Here is a 17,712-nt window from a genome sequence, read left to right as displayed (position 1 = left end):
TGCCTATACCAAACCGCAGGCCGCCGATTCGCTTCTCCGCTGGCTCTGAGATTGGAAGATGATATGGCGGAGGAGTTGGGGCGGTCAAACGCAACCTTCATCGCTGTGGCGGGTTTGTCTCAGGGCCATCAACTGTAATACTTCGCCGCAAACCGGTCGATGAAGGCGACGAGGTTGGGCGTCTGGCCGATGGCGCGGCGCACTTCGCTTTCGAACGGCGCGCGCCAGATGTTGACGAGCTGGGCATAGGCAACCGCATCGATCGTGCTGGGCGTATCGCCGAAGAACCAGTCCTGATCACCGAGGATCGCCGCAAGCGCATTGACATCGCGGCGACCGATGGCGGCGATTTCCTCTGGTTCATGGATGCCGATGCCATGGCCTTCGAGCTGCTTCTTGACGCCGCGCCGAGCGATGGGGCCAAGCACCCGGCGCAGCGGAGCGGCAACCCCGCTCAGCACGACGTCGCGGAACTGCTTCCAATTGGCATCGTTCATCCAGCGATCATGGACCATCGTCCAATAAAGGTTCTCGTCGATCAGCCGCTGGATCGCCACCGCCATGCCATGCTGGGCCGGCGTTAAGTGCGCATCGGGATCGACGCCGAACCGCGCAGCAAGATGGGCCACGATGAAGGTTGAATCGCCCAGCTTCTTCCCATCGAGCTCGATCCACGGCGCCTTGCCTTTGGGCCCGGCGAACGGGGTCGGCGCGGTGATGCTCTCGTGCGGGATGCCCGTCATCCGCAGCCAGGCATCGAGCTTGAGGCAGAACGGGCTGACCGTGGGGAGACCCCACGCGCCGGGCAGGTGATAGACCTTGAGGGTGGATGCATCGGCCATCTCGGCTCCCCTTTCCCGCATCGGCTGTACGGACTTGTTTACCTCTGCAAGATTACCGTGTGGCGAAAGGGTGGCAAGGCCTGCAATTGGCTTGACATGATATCATGATATGATATCGCGATATCACTATGACGCGTATCCTTGCCGATCTTCCGGAAGAGGACATCCAGTGGCTCGATGCCCGCGCGGCCGAGCAGGGCAAGTCTCGCGCATCGGTGCTGCGCGAAGCAGTGGCGACCTACAAGGCGCAGGCCGCGTCTTCGGGCACGGACTGGATCGATCTGGGTTTCGGTCTGTGGAAGGACCGCACCGACATCGGCGATTCTGTCGAATGGCAGCGGCGCGAGCGGGCTTCGTGGACCCGCCCCTGGGATGACGACTACGAGGCGACCAAGGCGGAGTTCCCGGACCTGTTCGATGCCGAAGATGATCGCCAGCGCGCCATCTATCTCGCCATGCGCGGCGCTCAGCCGAAACCGGAAGATGACGCCCAGTCGAAAGATGACCCTCGGTGAGCGACTATGCGTTCGATACCAATATCGTGATCGACGCGTTGCTCGGCTACGATCGTGCGCGCACCGAGCTCAAACGCGCCGCTTCGGCGGGACGACGGCTTTGGCTGAGCCGCATGGCCTGGATCGAGATCCTCTCGAAAGGCGAAGGTCAGGCCCTGCGCGAGACGGAGGCCTTCCTTGACCGGTTTGCCATCGACGAGATCGACATGGAAATTGCGTCACGGGCAGCGGCCTTGCGGCGCGAACGGCCCCGCTTGAAATCGCCCGATGCCATCATCCTTGCCACCGCGCTGACCCGCGGCCGCGTCCTCGTTACCCGCAACACCAAGGACTTCCCGGCGGAAATGCCGGGTATCCGCGTCCCCTATACTCTCTAAGCGCCCCCTTTTCTCTAAGCGAAAGCCACTCTCCCCATGTGCGGAATCATCGGAATTGTCGGCAAGGAACAAGTGGCGGACCGGCTGGTCGACGGCCTGCGCCGGATGGAATACCGCGGCTACGACAGCGCGGGTATCTGTCTGGTCGAGGACGGCCAACTGGTGCGCCGCCGCGCCGAGGGCAAACTGAACAACCTCGTGCTCGAACTGGTGCGCCATCCCGCCTCGGGCCTGATCGGCATCGCCCACACCCGCTGGGCCACCCATGGCGCGCCGACCACCAGCAACGCGCACCCCCATGCGACGGGTGAGGTCGCGCTCGTCCACAACGGGATCATCGAGAACTTCAAGCCGCTGCGCGATGCGCTGATTGCGCGGGGCCGCACATTCGAGAGCGAGACCGACACAGAAGTCGTCGCGCATCTCGTCTCCGAACAGGTCGAAGCTGGCCTCAGCCCGCAGGATGCGGTCAAGGCCGTGCTCCCCACGCTACGCGGTGCCTTCGCGCTCGCCATTGCCTTCCGCCAGCACGACGACATGCTGATCGGCGCGCGGCTCGGCTCGCCACTGGTGGTGGGTTACGGGGATGGCGAGACCTACCTCGGTTCCGACGCGCTGGCGTTGGCGCCGCTGACCCAGCGGATCACCTATCTCGAGGAAGGCGACTGGGTTGTCATCACCCGCGAGGGCGCGACGATCTATGACGTGAACAATGTGCAGGTGACCCGCCCTATTGTCGCGTCAGGCGCGACGGCGGCGGCGATCGAGAAGGGCGAATTCCGCCACTTCATGCAGAAGGAAATCTTCGAGCAGCCGACCGTGGTGGCGCAGACGCTGCGCAGCTACCTGCGCCGGATCGACCAGACCGTCGCGCTGCCGCAGATCGATTTCGACCTCTCCAGCATCAGCCGCGTGACCATCGTCGCCTGCGGAACGAGCTATTACGCCGGCATGGTCGCCAAGTACTGGTTCGAACAGTTTGCCCGGCTGCCTGTCGATATCGATGTGGCGAGCGAGTTCCGCTACCGCGATCCGGTACTCGAGCCGGGCGGCCTTGCGCTGTTCATCTCGCAGAGCGGCGAGACGGCGGACACCCTCGCCGCGCTGCGCCACTGCAAGGCCGAAGGGCAGACCATCGCGGTCGTCGTCAACGTGCCGACCAGTTCGATGGCGCGCGAGGCGGACCTGCTGCTGCCGACGCACGCCGGGCCGGAAATCGGCGTCGCCTCGACCAAGGCGTTCACCTGCCAGCTTGCCGTGCTCGCCGCGCTAGCCGCACACCTAGCGGTCAAGCGCGGGCGGCTGACGCGCGCGGAAGAGGCGGATATCGTCAACCAGCTGGCCGAGACGCCTGCCGCCCTGAATGCCGCGCTGAGCCACGACGACGAAATCGCCGCGATGGCGCACCTCATCGCCCCGGCACGTGACGTGCTCTATCTGGGCCGCGGTCCGGATTTTCCGCTTGCGCTGGAAGGTGCGCTGAAGCTCAAGGAAATCAGCTACATCCACGCCGAAGGCTATGCCTCGGGCGAAATGAAGCACGGGCCCATCGCGCTGATCGACGAGGCGGTGCCGGTGATCGTGCTCGCGCCCTCCGGCCCGCTGTTCGAAAAGACCGTGAGCAACATGCAGGAAGTGCGCGCGCGCGGCGGCAAGGTCGTGCTCATCTCCGACAAGGCGGGCATCGAGGAAGCGGGCGAGGGCTGCCTCGCCACCATCGAGATGCCCAAGGTCCACCCGCTGATCGCGCCGCTGGTCTATGCCGTGCCGGTGCAGCTCTTGGCCTACCATGTCGCGGTGGCCAAGGGGACGGACGTCGATCAGCCGCGCAATCTGGCGAAGTCGGTCACCGTCGAATGACCGCTGCGCCGGTGGAGCGCGGTTGGGCGCGCGCTCTCCTGCGCGAGGTGCCGGTCCTGCTGTTCATCGCCGCATGCTCGCTGCTGGTGCGCGGGGGGTGGATGGACAACCCCGTCGTCGACCACGACGAGCAGTTCTATTCCTATGTCGCCAAGGCCATGCTGCAGGGGCAGCTGGTCTATGTCGACATCTGGGACCGCAAGCCGCTCGGGCTGTTCCTGCTCTATGTCGCCGCGCACGGCCTGCTGGGCCCGGCGCCCTGGGCCTATCTCGTCATGGCGAACCTCTTCGCCTGCGTGGGCGCATGGCTGGCCTACCGCATCGCCGCGCTGCTGGCGGACCGGCGGACGGGCTGGGTGGCGGCGCTGCTGTACCTGCTGGCGATGACGGTGTTCGGATGCCGAGGGGCGCAGAGCGAGCTGCTGTTTGCGCCGCTGTGCCTGGGCATGATGTATCTCGCGATGGTCCGGCCGGGATCGCTCGGGGCGATGCTGCTAGCCATGCTGCTCGGCGGGCTCGCGATCCAGATCAAGTATACCGCCGCGCCCTACTGCGCGGTGTTTGCCCTGTTCGTGTTGATCGAGGACTGGCGCCGCACCCGCGCCCTGTCGCCAGTGCTGGGCCGCGCCTGCCTCTATGCGCTGGTCGGCCTCGCGCCGACGCTGGCGATTGCCGCGTGGTATGCTGCGATCGGCCATTTCGACGACTTTGTCTTCGCCAACTTCGTCTCGATCTTCCAGCGCAAGGTCAGCGTCGGGCGCTTCCATCCCAAGACGCTGACGGTGATCGCACCGTTCCTGCTGATGATCGCGGCGGGGGTCTGGGCGTGGTTCCGCCTCGGCCAGACCTATCCGCGCCGCGCCAGCCTGCTCGTGGCGGTGATGGCAGTGGGCGCACTGGCCTCGATCTACTTCCCCAGCAACGTGCTGGCCTACTACTACGCCTTCCTCGCGCCGTTCGCGGTCCTGCTCGCGGTGCCGTTCTACGATCTGCGCCAGCGCGCCGGGTGGTTCGGCGCAGGGCTGCTGACGGCGGCGCTGGTGGTGATCGGCAACTTTCCCGCCGCCATCGCCGGTGGACGAGCCGACGAGGCGCAATTTCAGGCACTGGTTCAGCGGATCAACGCGGGCGGGTCCGAGCGCACGCTCTATGTCTTTTCCGGCCCCACCGCGACCTACACCGCTACCGGCACGAACCCGAACACGAAGTATCCCTTTCCCTTCCACAGTGCCGAATACTTCGAGCAGGGATCGCTGGGCAGGCCGCAGGAGGAGATCGTCGCAGAGTTCCTCGCCCGCAAACCGATGTTCGTGCTGACCCGCTCGGACACCAGCCTCTACTACGGGTCCTACACCGCGCCGACTGTGCTGGCCGAGATGCGCACACATTACCTCGAGGCCGGGCGCTACCTGATCCTTGGCGACGGCTTGATCCTCTGGCAGCGTCGGCCCTAGCCGCCGATCGCCTTGCTGATCGAAAGCAGCAGTTCGACCGCGATCAGCGCGATGATTGCAACCTCGAGGCGCACCGCGCGCTTGTCTTGCGCGATATCGAGCAGCACTTCGGTGAAATCGCCCAGCGCGCCGAACTTGCGCTCGAGCACTTCGGCGCGCTCACCCAGTTCGTACTCAGCCTCGAGCCGGGTGTAGAGCCGGTCAAGATCGGGGTGGTCCCAGAGGAGGTCGGGCCGCTCGCCCGCTTGCGCGGTGCCCATCACACGGTGACGCGCGGCGAGCACTCCGCCGACCATGCGCATGCATTCGGGGATCGAGAGCCGCGCCTTGCCGTTGACCTGCAAGTCCGCGACCAGGGGCACACTCGAATTGAACACGTCCGAGACAAGCATTTCGTCGCGCGAGAGCATCACCGAATGCGCCAGCACGGTGGCGACAAGGAGCAGGCGCGGCTCCTCGTCATCGGCGAGGTGGATCACGCCGTCGTCGTCAACGCGCTCCTTGCCGCCGTCGGTGATAAGCACCGTGGCCGTCTCGATCTCCTGATGTTCGGCGGGTTCCTGCACATGCGCGAGGAGCGCCTTGTCGAGCGCGGGGATGCGATTGACCGTGGTGCAGAACGTGACCGCGACGCCATAACGAAACGCGAAGGTCAGCCCGGCGGCAGCGGCCAGTTCGCGCAGCACCGTATCGGCGGCGAGCCCGCGTGTGTCGATGCGGGTGCCGAGATGGCGCGCGTGGACGATCAGCGTCTCGCCCGGCGGGAGCGCGCCCAGTGCCACTTCGTCGGGCCAGCCCGGCGGTTTGGTCGTGGCAGGCTGGGCGCGGCTCCCGCTGTCAGGCATGTACAGCGCTCGTTCGCAGTGCGGCGATATGCTCCGGCCCGATCCCGCAGCACCCACCCAGGATCGAGGCGCCTGCCGCGCTCCAGGCTGCGGCAAACTTCCCATATCCTTCCGGTGTCAGGTCCGCGCGGATCGGGCTGAGCCCGGCGTTGGCTTCGTGATCGGCGGCCATCGGCGGGAAGGCATTGGCATAGACGCCGATGCGGATGGGGCTGTCCGGCCCCAATTCGTCCTTGGCGGCGCGGACGGCGGCTTCCATCACTTCCGGCTGGCTGCAGTTGAACAGCAGCGCCGCCGCGCCGAGGTCCTCTGCCGCGCGGGCCGCTGCGCGCACGGTTTCGCCGGAACGCAGGGCAGGTTCGGCGGTCGGCTTCTCGTCCTCCAGCGTGAACGACAGCCAAAGCGGCTTGCCCGAGGGCGCGGTGAGCGATGCGGCAAGGCGCGCTTCGACGAGCGACGAGAGGGTTTCGGCGAGCCAGTGATCGACATTGGACGCGAGCGCTGCGACGAGCACGTCGAGCACCGGGCGGGCGCGATCGAGATCGACGAGGTCCGGGCGGTAGGAGCCGCAGACCGGCGGCAGCGATCCTGCGACGCGGACCTTCCTTTCCGCCGAATCAGCGACTTCGCGCGCCAGCTTGCCTGCCAGTGCGGCCAGCGCGGCGCCCTGCTCGGCAAAGCGTTCCTCGCCGATGTGGAAGGGGACGACGGCGTAGGAATTGGTCGTGATCACGTCCGCCCCCGCCGCGACATAGGCGCGGTGCACGGCGCTGACGAAATGCGGTCCCTCGATCAGCGCGAGCGCTGACCATTCGGGCTGGCGAAACGGCGCTCCGCTGCGGGCCAGTTCGCGGCCGGTGCCGCCATCGAGGATGAGAAGGGGAGCGGTCATGGTCGTCGCGAACTCTCTTTGAGGGGCTTGGCATGGGGCTAGCACGGCCTCTTGCGGAGCGGCAGGGGCAAGCTGCTGCCGATGGGCAGATGGCAGCAAAAAACTTGCTCAACAATTTGCTACCGGCCGGGATAGTGCTGTTACATTTCAGAGGCTTGTGGAAAGTCCGGATTGGTGTTGTTTGTAGTGAAGATGTCCGGGCGCTTACCTTTGCGCAAGGTTTCTCCACTAAGCCGGGAGGCGTGACCCGACCGACCGATCAAACTATGCCCGCCTTGCCGCGGGAGCTGCCGGCCATGGCCGTGCTGGGCCTGTCCGATTCGGCGGAAGGTGACTGGGGGCGGCTGCGCGGACTACAGTATTCCGGCCTTGCGCGGCTCACCCGGCCGCGGCTTGCCGCACATGGTCTGGCGGCGATGCTCGTCGTTCAGGCGCTGTGGGGCGCGATCCACATTGCAGTCCTGCTCGGCTGGGCCGCGATGCTTGCCGGGGTTCTGGTCTGGGGTGCGAGTTTCGACCGTACGCTGGAAGATGCCGACCGCCGCCGGATGACCCGGCAGGAAATCCATCGCCATACCGTCTGCACCGTTGCGGCGGGGGTGGTGTGGGTGCTCCCGATCCTCGTGATGGGGCCTTTCGCGTCGCCCGAGCAGCGGCTGCTGGTCTGGTCGATCATGGCGATGCTGATGGCGGGCACCGCGCTTGCCTTCGCCGCCGTGCCGCTCGGCGCGGTGCTGTTCAATGCCATCCTCGGCGCGGCGAGCGTCGTGGTGTTCCTCGCTTTCGGCAAGGTGACGGCGGCAGGTGCTGCGGTCACTTTCGTGATCTTCCTGTGGGTCGGCAGTCTTGAAGCCGCGCGCATGTTCCTTGCGGGCAAGGTTGCCGAAGCGGGCGTTGCGGAGAAGAGCGAGGTTGTCTCGCTGCTGCTGCGCGAGTTCGAGGAAGGCGAGGCGGACTGGTTGTGGCAGACCGACTCTACCCGCCGCGTCCGCGCTGCATCCCCCCGCTTTGCCTTCGCGCTCGGAGAAGACCCTGAAGACATCGACGGCAAGCCGCTGATCCAGCTGATCGCCGGTTCCGCCTGGGAAAGCGGGCACTTCCATTCCTCGCTTCACGACCTCGCCGAACGGCTGAAGCGGCGCGAGAGCTTCTCGAACCTGCTTGTCCATGTCACGCTGCACGGCAGCAATCGCTGGTGGGAGCTCTCCGCTTCGCCGCGCTTTGACGACAACGGCAACTTCATCGGCTTCCGCGGCGTCGGTTCGGACGTGACCGAGCAGCGCGAAAGCGCCGACAAGATCGCCTATCTCGCGCGCTATGACACGCTCACGGGCCTGCCGAACCGCCTGATGCTCACCGAAACGCTGGGCGATGCCATGCGGGAGGCGGATCGCTGGCGGATGCGCTGCGGATTCATGATGATCGACCTCGACCGGTTCAAGGCGGTCAACGATACGCTGGGGCACCTTGTCGGCGACCAGCTGCTCGCGAAGGTTTCGGATCGCCTCAAGTCGCTGATGAGCGAGAACGAACTGTGCGGACGGCTGGGCGGCGACGAGTTCGCCATCGTGGTGCGCGATGCGGGTGACGGGATGCGCATCCGGGTGGTGGCGGAGGCGGTGATCACCGCGCTGTCGCAGCCCTACGAGATCGATCACCACACGCTTTTTGTCGGCGCCAGCGTCGGCTCGGCAATCGGGCCGCGCGACGGGGCGACGGTCGAGACGCTGATGCGCAATGCCGACCTCGCGCTCTACCGCGCCAAGGACGAGGGCGGCGGGCTGCACTTCGACTACGAGCCGGCGCTGCATGCCCATGCCGAGGAGCGGCGCAAGCTTGAGTTCTCGCTGCGTCATGCGCTGGAGCGCGGGGAGTTCCAGCTCGCCTACCAGCCGGTGGTCGACGCGCTGACCGAGGAGCCGGTGAGCTTCGAGGCGCTGCTGCGCTGGCACTCGGCGGACCATGGCCCGGTGAGTCCGGCCAAGTTCATCCCGCTCGCCGAGGATACCCGCCTGATCGTGCCGATCGGCGAATGGGTGCTGCGCACCGCGTGCTTCGAGGCGACCAACTGGCCTGATCCGATCAAGGTGGCGGTCAACGTTTCGGGCGAGCAGCTGCTTGATCCGAGCTTTGCCGAAGTCGTCGTCTCCGCGCTCGCGGCCAGCGGTCTGCCGCCGCACCGGCTGGAGATCGAAGTGACCGAGAGCATCTTCGTGCGCGACGGGACGGCGGCGCAGATGACGCTCGAGCGGATCATGTCGCTCGGCTGCGGCGTGGCGCTCGATGACTTCGGGACGGGCTATTCCTCGCTGGGGTACCTCCGGAAACTGCGGTTCTCGACGATCAAGGTTGATCGCAGCTTCGTGCAGGGCGCGGCGAAGGACAATCCGGAGAGCCTTGCGATCGTGCGCGCCGTCGTCGCGATGGCGGACAGCCTCGAGATGTCGACCACGGCGGAAGGCGTTGAAACCGAAGAGGAACTGGCCATGATCCGCCGCCTCGGCTGCAAGAAGATCCAGGGCTACTACTTCGGCCGCCCGATGACCGCGCGCGATGCGAGCGGGCTGTTCGACCGGATCGGCTGGCAGCGCCGGCAGGCCTGACGATCAGGCGGCGACGCCGAGGCCGGCCAGCACGCTCTCGAACAAGGCCCGGCCATCGCTGCCGCCCTGTGCGGGCTCGATCATGCGTTCGGGGTGGGGCATCATGCCGAGCACATTGCCCGCATCGTTGAGCACGCCCGCGATATCGCGCTGCGAGCCGTTGACGGGTTCGCCGTAGCGGAAAGCGACGCGGCCTTCGCCTTCGAGGCGGTCAAGCGTCTCGGCGTCGGCGAAGTAATTGCCATCGTGGTGCGCGACGGGGATCGTGATGCGCTGGCCGGCGGTGTAGCGCGCGGTGAACAGCGACTGGTTGTTCTCTACCACCAAGGGCACATCGCGGCAGACGAAGCGGATGCCGGCGTTGCGCATCAGCGCGCCGGGGAGGAGCCCCGCTTCGGTGAGGACCTGGAAGCCGTTGCACACGCCGAGCACGGTGACGCCGCGGCTGGCGGCGGCAACAACCGCCTGCATCACCGGCGAGCGCGCGGCCATGGCGCCGGAGCGCAAGTAGTCGCCGTAGGAGAAACCGCCCGGAAGGGCGATGAAATCGAGGCCGGAGGGGAGCTCGGCATCGCCGTGCCAAACGCGGTGGACCGTGCCGCCGGTGATCTGCTCGATCGCCACGGCCATGTCACGATCGCAGTTGGAGCCGGGGAAGGTGATGACAGCGGCGGTAAAACCCATGGTCAGGCGACCTTCTCGATGCGGAAGTTCTCGATCACCTGGTTGGCGAGGAGCTTGCGGCACATGTCTTCAAGCGCGGCGTCGGTCGTGCTGTCGGCCACGTCCATCTCGATCAGGCGGCCGGCGCGGACATCGTTGACGCCTCCGAAGCCGAGGCCTTCGAGCGCATGGTGGATGGCGCGGCCCTGCGGATCGAGCACGCCGTTCTTGAGGCTGACGTGGACGCGGATCTTCATGGGCGGCAGGCCTTTCCGGGCAACTTTGGGGAGAATCGCGTGCGCCTATGCTCCGGTGCGGACCGAAGCGCAAGCTGGCGGGAGGTTGACACGGTTGACACAATCCAGAGCGAAAATGGACGAGCCCGGTGCAGCGGCGAACCGGTGGGCCGATCAAGCTGCGAAAGGGCGGATCTACGGGGCATTCGGGCTCTGTAGCAGATCGCGGCGATGTAGGAAAATCGACGCCGTCCGCAGACGCTCTCGCTTTTAAATAACAGACGCGTCTGTTATTTATTCCGGCATGGCCCGAGTCACACCTCCCGATCGCCTTGACCGCGTACTTGAAGCAGCGCGTGATGCCTTTGCCGAGCGCGGCTTTGCCGCGACGCCGATGGACGACATCGCCCAGCGCGTGGGGATCAGTCGCAGCGCGCTCTACAGCCTGTTCGAAAGCAAGGAGGCGCTGTTCCGCGCGCTGGTCGAAGGGATGATCGAGCACGTGCTGCCCGAGGCGATCCCGGACCTGGGTGACTATCCGGCACCCGAAGCGCTGCGGCGGTTCATCCGCGTGGTGATGATCCGCATGGGAACCGGCAACATCGCCTTCCTGCCACGTCTGATCATCGGCGAGGGGCAGGCCTTCCCCGATCTGGTGAAGTATTATCACGATGCCGCGATCACCAAGGTGTTCGGGGCGATCGAGGCGATCATCCGCCACGGCGTGAAGCGCGGCGAGTTTGCCTGCGCGGACCCGTCGCTGGCGGCGCGCAGCGTGGCGGGGGGCATGATCCTGACCGCACTGTGGCGGATCGTATTCGTGCCGGTGGGCGCCAAGCCGATGGATATCGAGGCGATGGCGGCGAGCCATGCCGATCTGCTCATCGGCGGCCTGATGGCCAGCCCGACGAGCCGGGGAGTTTCCGCATGAGCCTGCGCCAACGCCTGCCGATCCTTGTGCTGCTGGCGGTGCTGGTCGGGGCTGCGATCTGGTACTTCACCCGGCAGACCGCGCCCGATCCGTGGCTGGGCTATGTCGAGGGCGAGGCGATTTATGTGGCAGCGCCGGTTTCGGGCACGCTGGCGAGCCGCCCGGTGGAGCGCGGCGGGCGGGTGAGCGTGGGCGCGACCTTGTTTGCGCTCGATCCGCGCACGGCGGATGCGAGCGCGGCGCAGGCGGCGGCGCAAGTCGCGGGGGCGGAAGCCTCGCTCAGCGATCTTGGCGCGGCGCGCGAGCGCAGGCCGGAAATCGATGTGGCGCGGGCGGCGGAAGCTTCGGCGCGGGCGCAGCTGGTGAAGGCGGAGGCCGATTTCCGGCGCTTTGCCGATCTGGCGGCCAAGGGCTTTGCCAGCCGCACACAGCTGGATGCCGCACGCGCGGCAAGGGACAGCGCGGCGGCCAGTGTGGCGCAGGCACAGGCGCAGCAGCGCAGCGGCGAGCTGACCGTGGGGCGGAGTGCGCAGCAGGCGGCGGCGGCCGCGCAGGTGCAGGGGGCGAAGGCGGCGCTGGCGGCGGAGGCGCGGCGGCGGCAGGAAATCGCGCCGATTTCTGCGGTGAGCGGGCAGGTGGAGCAGACCTATTTCAATCCGGGCGAATGGGTGCCTGCGAACCAGCCGGTGGTTTCGATCATTCCCGATGACAAGCGCAAGATCCGCTTCTTCGTGCCGCAGGACAGGGTGGCGGGGCTGCGGATGGGGCAGGCGGTGCGGTTCAGCTGCGATGGCTGCGGCGGGGAGCGGACGGCGACGGTGCGCTACATCGCGCCGCGCGCGGAGTATACGCCCCCGGTAATCTACAGCGAGCATGCGCGGGCCAAGCTGGTGTTCATGGTGGAGGCGATATTGCCGGTGGACAAGCCGTTGCCGTTGGGGTTGCCGGTGGCGGTGAGCAGTCGGTGAGCGGGGTTCGACCCCTCCACCACCCTTCGGGCGGTCCCCCTCCCCGTTCCGGGGAGGTTCTGGATCTTGTTATCGATGTGCGGGGGCTGACCAAGCGGTTTGGTGGGCGGACCGTGGTGGATGCGGTCAACCTGTCTGTCGCGCGGGGGCGGATTTGCGGGTTTCTGGGGCCGAACGGGTCGGGCAAGACGACGACCTTGCGGATGATCTGCGGGCTGCTGATCCCCGATGCGGGCGAAGGGACGGTGCTGGGGCAGGACCTCAGGGCGAAGCGCAGCGCGATCAAGGCGCGCGTCGGCTACATGACGCAGAAGTTCGGGCTGTTTTCCGATCTGACGATTGCCGAGAATCTGGAGTTCTTTGCGCGGGTGCATGGGCTGCCACGACGGCACGAGCGGGTGGCCGAGGCGCTGGACAAGCTGGGGCTCGCGACACGCAGCGACCAGCTGGCGGGCAAGCTTTCGGGCGGGTGGAAGCAGCGGCTGGCACTGGCCGCCTGCGTGCTGCACGATCCCGAAATCCTGTTGCTGGACGAGCCCACCGCGGGCGTCGACCCGCAGGCGCGGCGCGAGTTCTGGGACCAGATCCATGGGCTGGCGGCGGGCGGGATGACCGTGCTCGTTTCCACGCACTATATGGACGAGGCCGAGCGCTGCCATGAGATCGCCTATATCGCCTATGGCCGGATGCTGGCGCGGGGGAGCATTGCGGAAGTGATCTCGGGCTCGGGGCTGAAGGCGCTGCAGGGCGAGGGGCACCTGCCTGATGGAACGGGTGCGGACCGGCTGGCGGCGGCGATCGAGGCGCGGCCCGGGGTGGCGATGGCGGCGCCGTTCGGCACGGCGCTGCATGTCTGCGGGCCGGACATGGCGGCGCTGCATGAAGCGGTAGCGCCCTGGGCGGATACGATCACCTTCCGTGAGGCGGTGCCGAGTCTGGAGGACGTGTTCATCCATCTGATGCGCGGGGCCGAGGACAATTCGGTGGTGGTGCACGCATGAGCGCGACCCCGCTGCAGCGCATCGGCGCGATGGTGTTCAAGGAAGTGCGGCAGATGCTGCGCGACCGGGGAACGGTGGGCATGATGCTGGTCATGCCGCTGATGCAGCTGATGATCTTCGGCTATGCGATCAACAACGATCCGCGCGGGCTGCCGATGGCGATCGAGCGGGGGGACAATTCGGTGTTTGCGCGTTCGATCGATGCGGCGCTGCGGAACACGACCTATTTCAAGGTGACCGAGCTGGTCGAGACGCCGGGCGCCGGGGACCGCCTGCTGCAAGACGGCAAGGTGCAGTTCGTGGTGACGATCCCGCCGGACTTCGGGCGCGATCTGGTGCGCGGGCGGCGACCGCAATTGCTGGTGACGGCGGACGCGACCGATCCCGCCGCGACGGGGCCGGCGCTGAGCGCGATCGGCGATGCGGTGTCTACCGCGCTGGGGCATGATCTGATCGGGCCTCTGGGAGCCCCTGCGGCGGGGCCATCGCCGGTCGAGCTGGTGCTGCACCGGAGCTACAATCCGGAAGGGATCACCAGCCACAACGTCGTGCCGGGGCTGCTGGCCATCGTGCTTTCGATGACGATGGTGATGCTGACGGCCTTGTCGGTGACGCGCGAGGTGGAGCAGGGGACGATGGAGAACCTGCTGGCAACGCCGCTGCGGCCCTTCGAGGTGATGGTGGGCAAGATCGTGCCCTACCTTGGCATCGGGATCGTGCAGCTGACGGTGATCCTGCTCGCGGCGCGGTTCCTGTTCGACGTGCCGTTTGCGGGGCCGCTGCCGCTGCTGCTGGGATCGACCTTGCTGTTCATGGTGACCAGTCTGGGGCTGGGGTTCACGCTCTCCACCCTGGCGCAGAGCCAGTTGCAGGCGATGCAGATGAGCTTTTTCTACATCCTGCCTTCGGTGCTGCTGTCGGGCTTTGCCTTTCCCTATCGCGGCATGCCGGTGTGGGCGCAGACGCTGGCCGAAGTGCTGCCGACGACGCATTTCATCCGGCTGGTGCGCGGGGTGATGCTGAAGGGGTGGGGGCTGCTTGATGCGCTGCCCGAAATGGGGGTGCTGGCGGGTATGCTGGTGCTGCTGGGATCGCTGGCGGTGCGGCGGTATCAGGATACGGTGGCTTAGGCCTCAATACCCCTCCGACCCGCCTTTGGCGGGCCACCTCCCCATTTGTCCCTCCGGGAAAAATGGGGAGGACCTTGGGTCAGTCCTTCTGGGGGAGCAGGTAGGCCATTGTCAGGCTCGACGGGTTGCCGGTGAAATCGACGCTGAGGCGCGCGGTTTCGCGGGTTGACGCATTGCGGATCAGCGCGATCTCGCCGGGGGCATAGGCGTGCTTGAAGCTGGCGCCAGGGGCGACGGTGGCGATCAGCACTTCGGGCGACGAACCGTCTTTGGTGGCGAGCACGGTGACGGTGGTCTGGCCGGTGTTGCGGCCGGAGACGACCATATCGGCCTTCTGCTCGCCGCCGAGGAAGAAGGTGTCGGACGGCGGGACTTCCAGTTCGCTGTGGCCCGCCTGTGCGGCGGCAGGGATCAGCGCGAGCGCGGCGGCGGCGGTGAGTGCGAGGCGGGTGAGCATGGCGGGGTGTCCCTCCGGCGGGCTGGATGTCCGCCAAGTAAGGCTACGCTGAATCGGCGAAAGGCCTATCTTCCCTAACGGGCAGGCGCCTCAGCGCCCTCGGGGAGGACGAGCGCGACGACGGCCTGATCGGGCGCGAGGTAGCGCCTGGCGAGGGCCTGCAGGTCGGCCGCGGTCAGTGCGTCGAGGCGCTGGCGGGCCAGCTGGTATCGCGCGATGCGGTCGGGCTGGCTCTGGGCGCGGTCGACAAGGGCGAGCCAGCCGCCGTTGGTCTTGAGCAGGTTGTCGATCCGCTCGCGCATCGGGGCGCGGGCGCGGGCGAGGATATCGTCGTCGACGGGTTTGGCGGCGAGGCCAGCGATCGTGCTCTCGATGGCGCTGCGGGTGGCGGCGACATCGGCCAGATCGACCGAGGCATTGACGGTAAACGTGCCCCAGCCGCGCCAGACCCGGCTGAGCGAGGAAGCGGCGCCGGGGGAATAGGCTTTGCCCAAGGCCTCGCGCACGGTGTCGAGCACTTCGATGCCCGTGACTTCCTGCAGCAGTTCGAGGCCGATGCTGGTGACCGGGTCGCTGTCGTCGGTGGTGGGCCAGACGTAGCGGACGATGGCCTGGTTGGGCGCGCCCTTGTGGCGGATGACGGTGATGCCGCGCTTGGGGGTGAAGCTGCGCTCGCGTTCGGCGGTGTAGGGGAGGAAATCGGGCTCGCGCGGGGGGAGGGCGCCGAAGGTGCGGGCGACCATCGCGACGGCAGCTTCGGGATCGAAATCCCCGACCATGGTGAGTTCGATCGCGCCATGCGCGAGGCGGCCGCCGATATCGGCCTTGAGGCGCGCCATGGTGAGCGCCTGATAGGTTTCAGGCGCCTGGACCGTGAAGCGCGGGTCGCCGCCGGAGAGAATGCTCGGCAGCCTGTTGGCGAGCGCGGAGGACGGGGTGGCGTCGATCCGGGCGAAGAAGTTCGTCATCGTCTGATGGTAGATGACGTCCGCCGAGGTGCGCCAGCCGGGATCGGTGATCTGCGCGGCCATGAGATCGAGTTGCAACTCCAGATCGCGGCGCGTGGTGGCGGCGGCCATGGCGAAGGTATCGCCCGAGGAGGCAATGTTGGTGCCGACCGAGCGGCCGGCGAGCAGCGTCTGCAGGTCATCGAGGCTGTGCTTGCCGAGGCCGCCGGTGGGGAGCATCGCGGTCATCTCGGTGGCGGTGGGGTTGGCCTTGGTATCGAGCAACTCGCCGCCATCGATGTGGAGGCGCAGGAGCACGCGGTCCGCCTCGAGATCGGTGCGCTTGAGATTGAGGCGGACGCCGTTGGCGAAGCGTATTTCGCGCAGGCCGAGATCGGCGCGGGTCTGGTCGCTGGCCACGGCGCCGGGGGGGCCGAAATCGGTGTAGGCAAACGTACCGGAGGTGGCGCTCGTGGCGGCCTGCAGGGGCGCGGCTTGCGCTTCGTTCCAGGCGGCACGCAGGGCCTGCTCGCCGCCTTCAGGCGCGGAGCGGCCCTGGAAGCGGATCAGCGGATTGGCGAGCGGGATCGCGTCGGCGCGCAGTGCGGCGAGCACGGCGGCGGGAGTGAAGCTGGCGGCGTGGCGGTTCAGGCGTTCGAGCGATGAAGCGGGCGTGGTGGGCACCTTGTCATCGCGCAGGAGCTGGAGAACGGCGCCGACGAGCGCATCGTTGCTGCGCGTATCGGCGGAGGCGGCGGCGTTTTCGATGGCGGTGCGGGTGCCGGCGAGCTGTTCGGCCACTTCCGCCTCGGTGAAGCCCCGCGCCAGCGCCTCGCGGGTAACCCGCGCGGCGGCGAGGAGGCCCTTGCGCCAGCCTTTGTCGGCGGTGTCGATGACGAGGTTGGTGGTGCGGCCGATATGGAAGACCTCGCTGGTGCCCACGCCGGCGCCGCGGAACGGCGGATCGGGCAGGCGGCTGAGGCGCTGGAGGCGGCGGTTGATCACGCCGTAGCCGAGCTGGCGCAGCAGATTTACGCGGCGGCTTTCCTCGGTGTCGGGCTCGCGGCGCCAGCGGCCGTGGCGCGAGACGGTGACGCGTTCGGACAGCGCGGGATCGAGGTAGATATCGGTTGTACCCTGCTGGGCCAGAAGGACCTTGCCCTGATCGGGGCGCTTGGCTGGAGCGCGGGCGGGCCAATCGGCAAAGCGGGCCTTTATGGCGGCCTCGACGGCATCGGGATCATAATCGCCGATGACGATGAGGGTGCTCTTGGCGGGGACGTATTCGCGTTGCCAGAAGGCTTTCAGCGCTTCGGCCGTCGCGCCCTTCAGCGAGTCCACGGTGCCGATGGGGAGCCGGTCGCGGTAGTGCGCCTGCGGGTAGAGGAAGGCCGACTGGTCCTTGCTGTTCTCCAGCGCATAGCCCTGCCCGTCGCGCAGTTCGGAAAGGACGACGCCGCGTTCGCGCTCCACCGCATCGGGCGCAAAGGTCAGTTCGCTCGCCGTCTCGCGCATCAGCATCAGCGCGGTATCGAGCAGGCGCGGTTCGTTGCGCGGGAGGCTGAGCAGATACATCGTCTGCTCGAAGCTGGTCTGCGCATTGGTATCGGCGCCGAAGGCAAGGCCCGCGCGCTCGAGCAGCTTGACCATTTCGCCTTCGGGGACGTGGGCGCTGCCGTTGAAGGCCATGTGCTCGACGAAATGGGCAAAGCCGCGCTCATTGTCGCGTTCGTCGAGCGAGCCGGTATCGATCTGGAGGCGGACTTCGGCGGTGCCCTTGGGCGTGGCGTTGTAGCGGATAACATAGCGCATGCCATTGGGCAGACGGCCGAAACGGAAAGCGGGATCGGGGGCGAGGTCGCTTTTCTCGAAAGCCCAGACGGGGGCCGGCTTGGCCGCAGCGGGCGCGAGCGGCAGCGCGGCGAGCAGGAACAGGGCGAGCAGGCGGACGAAGGCGCGGTGGAGCATCAGACGCGGTTGTGGCGGCTTGC

16 protein-coding genes are annotated in these 17,712 nt (G+C 67.2%); 9 read left to right on the top strand and 7 right to left on the bottom strand.

The window, feature by feature from the left end; genetic code table 11:
• Nucleotides 1-128: 128 nt before the first annotated feature.
• Nucleotides 129-842, bottom strand: a complete 714-nt coding sequence (locus tag NDB2M1_RS04110; protein ID WP_072379733.1) for a glutathione S-transferase family protein — start codon at nt 840-842, stop codon at nt 129-131.
• A gap of 128 nt (nt 843-970) precedes the next feature.
• Here NDB2M1_RS04110 and NDB2M1_RS04105 point away from each other — a divergent pair, with 128 nt between their 5' ends.
• From NDB2M1_RS04105 to NDB2M1_RS04090, 4 genes are read left to right on the top strand one after another with little or no spacing between them, the layout of a single operon-like run.
• Nucleotides 971-1,357 (top strand): ribbon-helix-helix protein, CopG family, encoded by a 387-nt coding sequence (locus NDB2M1_RS04105; protein ID WP_072379731.1) that lies wholly within the window; start codon nt 971-973, stop codon nt 1,355-1,357.
• The gene (locus tag NDB2M1_RS04100; RefSeq protein WP_072379729.1) at nt 1,354-1,734 is read left to right on the top strand and encodes a type II toxin-antitoxin system VapC family toxin; all 381 of its coding nucleotides are present in this window, start codon (nt 1,354-1,356) and stop codon (nt 1,732-1,734) included. Before NDB2M1_RS04105 ends, NDB2M1_RS04100 begins: the two co-directional genes overlap by 4 nt.
• Nucleotides 1,735-1,770: 36 nt before the next feature.
• Complete coding sequence (gene glmS, locus NDB2M1_RS04095; protein ID WP_072379727.1) at nt 1,771-3,594, top strand: glutamine--fructose-6-phosphate transaminase (isomerizing); 1,824 nt, start codon at nt 1,771-1,773, stop codon at nt 3,592-3,594.
• The gene (locus NDB2M1_RS04090) at nt 3,591-5,048 is read left to right on the top strand and encodes an ArnT family glycosyltransferase (RefSeq protein WP_072379725.1); all 1,458 of its coding nucleotides are present in this window, start codon (nt 3,591-3,593) and stop codon (nt 5,046-5,048) included. The genes glmS and NDB2M1_RS04090 overlap by 4 nt, the downstream gene beginning before the upstream one ends.
• Here the strand turns inward: NDB2M1_RS04090 and NDB2M1_RS04085 are convergent.
• Both NDB2M1_RS04085 and NDB2M1_RS04080 read right to left on the bottom strand, forming a co-directional pair.
• On the bottom strand, nt 5,045-5,893 hold the full coding sequence (locus NDB2M1_RS04085) for an RMD1 family protein (RefSeq protein ID WP_072379722.1): 849 nt from the start codon (nt 5,891-5,893) through the stop codon (nt 5,045-5,047). The genes NDB2M1_RS04090 and NDB2M1_RS04085 overlap by 4 nt on opposite strands.
• Complete coding sequence (locus tag NDB2M1_RS04080; protein ID WP_072379720.1) at nt 5,886-6,785, bottom strand: homocysteine S-methyltransferase family protein; 900 nt, start codon at nt 6,783-6,785, stop codon at nt 5,886-5,888. Before NDB2M1_RS04080 ends, NDB2M1_RS04085 begins: the two co-directional genes overlap by 8 nt.
• A 296-nt stretch (nt 6,786-7,081) precedes the next feature.
• Between NDB2M1_RS04080 and NDB2M1_RS04075 the strand changes: the two genes are divergently transcribed.
• On the top strand, nt 7,082-9,388 hold the full coding sequence (locus NDB2M1_RS04075) for a putative bifunctional diguanylate cyclase/phosphodiesterase (protein WP_083554634.1): 2,307 nt from the start codon (nt 7,082-7,084) through the stop codon (nt 9,386-9,388).
• A 3-nt stretch (nt 9,389-9,391) separates the two neighbouring features.
• Here the strand turns inward: NDB2M1_RS04075 and purQ are convergent, their stop codons facing one another.
• Together purQ and purS are read right to left on the bottom strand one after the other, a co-directional pair.
• Nucleotides 9,392-10,072, bottom strand: a complete 681-nt coding sequence (purQ, locus tag NDB2M1_RS04070; protein ID WP_072379716.1) for a phosphoribosylformylglycinamidine synthase subunit PurQ — start codon at nt 10,070-10,072, stop codon at nt 9,392-9,394.
• A gap of 2 nt (nt 10,073-10,074) precedes the next feature.
• On the bottom strand, nt 10,075-10,308 hold the full coding sequence (gene purS, locus NDB2M1_RS04065) for a phosphoribosylformylglycinamidine synthase subunit PurS (RefSeq protein WP_072379714.1): 234 nt from the start codon (nt 10,306-10,308) through the stop codon (nt 10,075-10,077).
• A 283-nt stretch (nt 10,309-10,591) separates the two neighbouring features.
• Between purS and NDB2M1_RS04060 the strand changes: the two genes are divergently transcribed.
• From NDB2M1_RS04060 to NDB2M1_RS04045, 4 genes are all read left to right on the top strand, one after another.
• Entirely contained in the window at nt 10,592-11,218 is a 627-nt protein-coding gene (locus tag NDB2M1_RS04060; protein WP_072379712.1) for a TetR/AcrR family transcriptional regulator, read from the top strand.
• Nucleotides 11,215-12,186: an HlyD family secretion protein gene (locus NDB2M1_RS04055; RefSeq protein WP_072379710.1), complete on the top strand. Its 972-nt coding sequence runs from the start codon at nt 11,215-11,217 to the stop codon at nt 12,184-12,186. The genes NDB2M1_RS04060 and NDB2M1_RS04055 overlap by 4 nt, the downstream gene beginning before the upstream one ends.
• Before the next feature lie 77 nt (nt 12,187-12,263).
• Nucleotides 12,264-13,187 (top strand): ABC transporter ATP-binding protein, encoded by a 924-nt coding sequence (locus tag NDB2M1_RS04050; RefSeq protein ID WP_253185756.1) that lies wholly within the window; start codon nt 12,264-12,266, stop codon nt 13,185-13,187.
• Nucleotides 13,184-14,317 (top strand): ABC transporter permease, encoded by a 1,134-nt coding sequence (locus tag NDB2M1_RS04045; RefSeq protein ID WP_072379707.1) that lies wholly within the window; start codon nt 13,184-13,186, stop codon nt 14,315-14,317. The genes NDB2M1_RS04050 and NDB2M1_RS04045 overlap by 4 nt, the downstream gene beginning before the upstream one ends.
• Nucleotides 14,318-14,396: 79 nt before the next feature.
• Here the strand turns inward: NDB2M1_RS04045 and NDB2M1_RS04040 are convergent, their stop codons facing one another.
• Nucleotides 14,397-14,774, bottom strand: coding sequence for a hypothetical protein (locus NDB2M1_RS04040; protein ID WP_072379705.1), 378 nt, complete (start codon nt 14,772-14,774; stop codon nt 14,397-14,399).
• A 74-nt stretch (nt 14,775-14,848) separates the two neighbouring features.
• Nucleotides 14,849-17,689 carry a M16 family metallopeptidase gene (locus NDB2M1_RS04035; protein ID WP_072379703.1) on the bottom strand — a complete coding sequence of 947 codons (2,841 nt, stop codon included), beginning with the start codon at nt 17,687-17,689 and terminating at the stop codon, nt 14,849-14,851.
• Nucleotides 17,690-17,712: the final 23 nt, after the last annotated feature.

This window comes from Novosphingobium sp. NDB2Meth1, from assembly GCF_900117425.1.
Taxonomy (GTDB): Bacteria; Pseudomonadota; Alphaproteobacteria; order Sphingomonadales; family Sphingomonadaceae; genus Novosphingobium.
The sequence above is the reverse complement of the archived record's forward strand: the minus strand, read 5'-3'. Positions and strand labels throughout refer to the sequence as shown.